The sequence below is a fragment of the Escherichia sp. MR genome (genome assembly GCF_005280595.1).
Taxonomy (GTDB): Bacteria; Pseudomonadota; Gammaproteobacteria; order Enterobacterales; family Enterobacteriaceae; genus Escherichia; species Escherichia ruysiae.
In genome coordinates this window covers 1-4546 of record NZ_SZVK01000105.1, presented here as the reverse complement: position 1 = coordinate 4546, position 4546 = coordinate 1, and the positions used below count along the sequence as shown (strand labels likewise).

Sequence of the window (4546 nt, the reverse complement as noted above, 5' to 3'; positions counted from 1 at the left end):
GTGTCGGCCTGGAATTTATCCAGCGCATCGTGCAGCGGTTGCGGGAACTCATAGTTACCGGTGTAGGTCACACCAAAAGTCGGCACCACGCCGATGGTGTTTTCGTCGCAGGCTTCAATCATGCGTTTCGGATCCATGAACAACTGACCGGGGCGCATAGGGATCTCGCGCAGTTCCACATCCCAGTAGCGGGCAAATTTATGCCAGCAGATTTGCACCGGCCCGCACACCAGGTTGGGTTTATCGGTCGGTTTACCTGCGGCTTCCATTCGTTTGCGCCAACGCCATTTCATTGCCATCCCACCGAGCATACAGGCCTCGGAAGAACCAATGGTGTTGGTGCCAACGGCCTGACCGTTTTTCGGCGCAGGCGCGTGCCACAGGTCGGCAACCATGTTTACACAACGCAGGTCGATAGCTGCGGACTGCGGATATTCTTCTTTATCGATCCAGTTTTTGTTGATCGACAGATCCATCAGCTTATGAACATTTTCGTCGTCCCAGGTCTGGCAGAAAGTCGCCAGGTTCTGACGGGCGTTACCGTCGAGAAATAATTCATCATTGATAATCTGGAATGCGATGTCATCGCGCATTTCGTGCAGCGGAAAACGTTTAGATTCCGCGATAGTTGAAATTGCCTTTGCGCCAAAACGCGAGTCGAGTAGTTCTGAGCGGAAATCCGTTAACAGCTTCTGGTCCATTTCGAACTCCTTAAATTTATTTGAAGGCAATAAAAAAGTAGGATTTATCTGGAATGGACGCAAGGCGTTACGGGTGTAATTTAAATAACAAAATCCTAAACAGAAAAAAGGCTTTTTATAATATAAACATTTAACATGATAATATTAAAAACAGACTTTATTATCGTAATAAAAATCGCCCAAACATTCCTGTCGGGCGATCGAATTAATTATTGTTTATCCTGCATATACGGTGTGTAAACTCCGTTCAGGCTGTGCAAGAAAGCCACGATATCATCCACATCCTCCTGCGGCAGCTCTTTACCGACCTGGTAGCGCAGCATCAGTTTCACCGCCCCGTCCAGCGTCGGCACATCACCGCGATGGAAGTACGGTGCCGTTAGCGCAACGTTACGCAAACCGGGGACTTTCTGACGCAGTTTATCGCGTTCTTCTTTAGTTACATTCATACGGCCAATATCTGCCGCCGTAATTTCACCAAAATTAAAGTCTTTTTTCAGACCCAGCGGTTCGAAAGAACGTCCACCGAGAATAATACCGCCATGACACGTTGCACATTTATTATCTTTAAATAATTGATAACCTTTTTTCTGCTGCGCCGTCAGCGCATTTTCATCACCACGCAACCATTTATCAAACGGTGAATCCGGCGTAATTAATGTTTTCTCAAATTCAGCAATTGCGTCAGTAATATTTTCACCACTGAAACCTTGCGGATAAACTTTGAGGAACTGCGCTTTCAGCACAGGATCTTTTTCCAACTTCGCAATGATTTCGTCCCAGGATTTGGACGCCATTTCAATCGGATTCAGCGGCGGCCCACCCGCCTGATCCTGCAATGTTGCCGCACGACCATCCCAGAATTGCTCAACGTTAAACACCGAGTTAAACACCGTCGGCGCATTAATCGGCCCGACCGCACCACCGACGCCAATCGATGTTTTTCTACCATCAACACCTCCCGCATTCAGCGCATGGCAATGAGCGCAAGAAATGGTGCTATCAGCCGATAAACGGGGATCGTGATACAGCGCAAAACCCAACGCCACTTTTTGCGCATCGGTAGGCAGTTTTTGCGGGATGGGCTGCACCGGTTCATTGCGATGCTCCGGCGCGGTGTCATTGCTGGCGTAATATTCCGCGCGCTGTTTTGCAATCCAGGCGAGTATTTCCGCCCGCTCTTCATCACTCACCTTACCCGCCCAGTGCAGTGCGGTATAACGCGTTGGCGGCATAGTTTCATACTGCATCACCCATTCAATCTTGTTCAGATCGCTTTGCGAAACGGGTTTATCTGCCAGCAGAGCCGCACGCACTGCCTCGAGGTTAAAAGATTTATATCCGATCCTAATGTCGTAATCCATCAACTGTTTCGCGCCAGGAATATAATAATAGACGGGTAATTCTGCGGAAGGCGTATGGCAATAGTCGCATCCTTTTTCGCGGAGAAAACCTAAAACCTTATTATTTTCACTGACAGCAGATGCCTGAACATTAGCCTGTTTACAGCGTTTATTATCGTGGTACCACACATAACCAGATAATCCTAAATAGCAAATCGCGACGCCAGCCAGGCCGATCGCGGTAATACGTGAGACCATTTTCATTATTCTTCCCTCACGGTAGTGAGTTATTGTGACCCAGAAAATTTTCCAGAATGCTGCAAACGTCTCTGCGAGACAAAGCCATCATAAAAAACAGGGAGATGCGCTTTTTGATAGGAATCAATCAATTACATGAATATAAACTATCAATAAGATAGCCTGTGCCTATTACCCAGATCAGGAATGGCATATCATGATTACGGGGGAGACCATGATTGAATGTTCTGAAAATGAAAAACAACACGAAATCCGTATTTTTATAAATTCCATTGATATTAGCGCGTTATATTTTTTGTCCCATTAATAAACGTGATCCACCGCACGCTTCGTCGCCCATCGACCGGAGCGAATGACTACGCTTAAAGGAAAGCCGATAATTAGCGACGAATTTCGGAGGTCGGATCCTTATGCTCAATCAGAAAATTCAAAACCCTAATCCAGACGAACTGACGATCGAGGTCGATCTCTGTTATGAGCTGGACCCGTATGAATTAAAACTGGATGAGATGATCGAGGCAGAGCCAGAACCCGAAATGATTGAGGGGCTGCCAGCCTCTGACGCACTAACACCTGCTGACCGCTATCTCGAACTTTTCGAACATGTCCAGTCAGCAAAAATTTTCCCCGACAGTAAAACGTTTCCTGACTGCGCTCCCAAAATGGACCCGCTGGATATCTTAATCCGCTATCGTAAAGTGCGCCGTCATCGTGATTTCGATTTGCGCCGATTCGTTGAAAATCACTTCTGGTTACCGGAGATTTACTCCAGTGAATATGTATCGAACCCGCAAAACTCACTGAAAGAGCATATCGACCAGCTATGGCCGGTATTAACCCGCGAGCCACAGGATCACATCCCGTGGTCTTCTCTGCTGGCGCTGCCGCAGTCGTACATTGTTCCAGGGGGTCGTTTTAGCGAAACCTACTACTGGGATTCCTATTTCACCATGCTGGGGCTGGCGGAAAGCGGGCGTGAAGATTTGCTGAAATGCATGGCCGATAACTTCGCCTGGATGATCGAAAACTATGGGCACATCCCCAACGGCAACCGCACCTATTATTTGAGCCGCTCGCAGCCACCGGTGTTCGCGCTGATGGTGGAGCTGTTTGAAGAAGATGGTGTACGCGGCGCGCGCCGTTACCTTGAGCATCTTAAAATGGAATATGCCTTCTGGATGGACGGCGCAGAATCGCTGATCCCTAATCAGGCCTATCGCCATGTTGTGCGAATGCCCGACGGATCGCTGCTCAACCGTTACTGGGACGATCGCGACACGCCGCGTGACGAATCCTGGCTTGAAGACGTAGAAACCGCAAAACATTCTGGTCGCCCGCCCAACGAGGTGTACCGCGATTTACGCGCGGGCGCAGCTTCTGGCTGGGATTACTCTTCCCGTTGGCTGCGAGACGCGGGTCGCCTGGCGAGCATTCGTACCACTCAGTTCATCCCCATCGATCTTAATGCTTTCCTGTTTAAACTGGAGAGCGCCATCGCCAACATCTCGTCGCTGAAAGGCGATAAGGAGACGGAAACGCTGTTCCGCCAGAAAGCCAATGCCCGCCGCGATGCGGTAAACCATTATCTCTGGGATGATGAAAATGGTATCTACCGCGATTACGACTGGCGGCGCGAACAGCAGGCACTCTTTTCCGCTGCTGCCATTGTGCCGTTATATGTGGGCATGGCGAACCATGAACAGGCCGACCGTCTGGCAAATGCCGTGCGAAGCCGATTACTGACGCCGGGCGGGATTCTGGCAAGCGAGTATGAAACCGGTGAACAGTGGGATAAACCCAACGGCTGGGCACCGTTACAATGGATGGCGATTCAGGGATTTAAAATGTACGGTGATGACCATCTGGGTGATGAGATTGCGCGTAGCTGGCTGAAGACGGTGAATCAGTTCTATCTGGAACAGCACAAACTGATCGAGAAATACCATATTGCCGATGGTATCCCCCGCGAGGGCGGCGGGGGCGAATATCCATTGCAGGATGGCTTTGGCTGGACCAACGGTGTGGTACGCCGTTTAATTGGTTTATACGGCGAACCATAATATTTTTTACAGCCAGCCGCGAACTTCCTGCTGGCTGTAAAATTATCCTCTTCAGGAGGAGATATTTAACATCATCGCCGCCTGGGTACGGTTTTTCACTTCCAGACGGCGGGTGATGCTGCCAACTTACTGATTTAGTGTATGATGGTGTTTTTGAGGTGCTCCAGTGGCTTCTGTTTCTATC

At 49.2% G+C, this 4546-nt stretch carries 3 protein-coding genes and 1 pseudogene; 1 reads left to right on the top strand and 3 read right to left on the bottom strand.

What is annotated here, in order from left to right; all coding sequences use genetic code 11:
* Positions 1-701, bottom strand: a 701-nt coding sequence (locus FC814_RS22195) for a pyridoxal-dependent decarboxylase (protein ID WP_137326477.1), incomplete at its 3' end; no start/stop codon positions are given.
* A gap of 209 nt (positions 702-910) precedes the next feature.
* On the bottom strand, positions 911-2308 hold the full coding sequence (ccp, locus tag FC814_RS22190) for a cytochrome c peroxidase (RefSeq protein WP_137326476.1): 1398 nt from the start codon (positions 2306-2308) through the stop codon (positions 911-913).
* 404 nt (positions 2309-2712) lie between these two features.
* On the opposite strand from ccp, the gene FC814_RS22185 reads away from it, so the two are divergent.
* Positions 2713-4362 (top strand): alpha,alpha-trehalase, encoded by a 1650-nt coding sequence (locus FC814_RS22185; RefSeq protein WP_000934236.1) that lies wholly within the window; start codon positions 2713-2715, stop codon positions 4360-4362.
* 51 nt (positions 4363-4413) lie between these two features.
* Here the strand turns inward: FC814_RS22185 and FC814_RS22180 are convergent.
* Positions 4414-4488, bottom strand: a pseudogene (locus tag FC814_RS22180) (DNA-binding response regulator); the annotation flags it as partial.
* Positions 4489-4546 lie beyond the last annotated feature (58 nt).